Raw genomic sequence first — 1,087 nt, forward strand, 5'->3', positions numbered from 1 at the left:
ACCCTCACCATCCCCGCCGCCTCCTCGCCCCATGCTTCGCCCATCCAACCAGACGGGTCTGACATGGACGCGCGGGGCAAGCCTGCTGGGACAGCGCGCTCCCGGGCGCCAGGCGTTACGAACTGGTCCGACAGTCGGACCAGTTGGGCGACGTCGCCTCCGGCAGGCGCCTCGGCCCATTCGCGGCCTCCCACTCAAGCCCACCTGCGCGGCCCACTATTGGGCCTCCTGAAACGTGCGTCTTCGCGGAGAGCCTCGGGTTCCAGGACGTGGTCATGATCAACTGGCGATCTGGTTGTGGAGCTGGGCTTGCCAAGGCTTGTGCCTGCATTGGCGCAAGCTGTCAGACGTTGACTGCGGCTGACGGTGAGACGTCCTCACTTACGAGGCTTGAAAGCCGTGCTCCCCCATAGGAGGTATCGACAAAGGTACCCAGGGGGATTGGAGTCCTGGACGTTGCCAGTCTGAGCACACTGCTGGCACGGCCCGGGCTCGACGGGTTGCAGGGGGGAGATACCGTGGACGCGAATCAATTGCTGGAGCTGGTCAAGCGCTATCAGGACTCCAAGGCTTTCATCACCAACGAAGAGACCGCCAAGCTGGCCCTGGTGGTCCCCTTCATCCGGCTGCTTGGCTACGACCCCGGTCTTCCCCGGGAGGTTCGTCTCGAGTACGCAGCGGACTTCGTCCAGGGCGACGGGAAGAAGCTCCCTGACCGGATGGACTTCGCCATCTTCGACCAGACGGGCCAGAAGCCTCTCATCGTCATCGAAACCAAGCCCCTGGGTACGGACCTCAAGTCACGCGCCCAGCAACTGGCCCGATACCTCTCCCAGCTCCCGGAACTCCACTTCGGCATCATCACGGATGGGTGTCACTACCTGTTCTTCGGAGACCTGGAGAACCCCAACGTCATGGACCCGGAGCCCTTCTTCACGTTCTCCCTGGAGGACACGAAGTCGGTGAGCGTCAAGGTAGTTGTCGCGTGAGAGGGTTCAGCCGATGCGCTTCATCTCCTGCACTGCCGGGGTGAGGTTCGGAGAGGGGCCGAGACGGACAGGGCCCATCGGCGTCCAGTCGCGCGTGT

At 63.6% G+C, this 1,087-nt stretch carries 1 protein-coding gene; it reads left to right on the forward strand.

Translation table 11 applies throughout. The features are described 5' to 3' along the window. The first annotated feature begins 518 nt into the window (after positions 1-518). Entirely contained in the window at positions 519-989 is a 471-nt protein-coding gene (locus tag D7W81_RS41315; protein WP_244227802.1) for a type I restriction enzyme HsdR N-terminal domain-containing protein, read from the forward strand. Positions 990-1,087: the final 98 nt, after the last annotated feature.

This window comes from Corallococcus aberystwythensis (assembly GCF_003612165.1).
Lineage (GTDB): Bacteria > Myxococcota > Myxococcia > Myxococcales > Myxococcaceae > Corallococcus > Corallococcus aberystwythensis.